The 321-nt window shown below is 51.1% G+C and carries 1 protein-coding gene; it reads left to right on the top strand.

Going from position 1 to position 321, the window contains the following annotated elements:
• Positions 1-244 (top strand): hypothetical protein (locus tag AC1RPH_RS08150; RefSeq protein WP_481762084.1); only part of this gene is annotated, 244 nt, incomplete at its 5' end.
• Positions 245-321 lie beyond the last annotated feature (77 nt).

The raw sequence follows: 321 nt of genomic DNA, 5'->3' as shown, positions 1-321 counted from the left end.
GTGTGGGTACTGTGGCGCTCAGTGTACGGCACGCCACACCTGTGGACACATCACGAGCCCGAAGCAGGTTAACTGGAAAAAGTATCGAGATTTCGATGGTTCCACGCATTTGGCATTCCTAAATGCACACGGAATTCAGCCGATCGAGTGTTCTATCGTGAAAGACCCAGCTTGGGCTCCGGCGCTTTCAGATAACGTGGTGGATTTTGCGAGCGCTTCTCAATTGCGCTCAGCGCCCGCATAATTCGCAGAACTCAATTTTAACATGGTAAAGCGATTAGGTGTTTTGGACTCCTAATCGCCTACGCATTTGTGCGTGGG

This window comes from Dellaglioa sp. CoH-57-MRSF-16 (assembly GCF_056782055.1).
The sequence above is the reverse complement of the archived record's forward strand: the minus strand, read 5'-3'. Positions and strand labels throughout refer to the sequence as shown.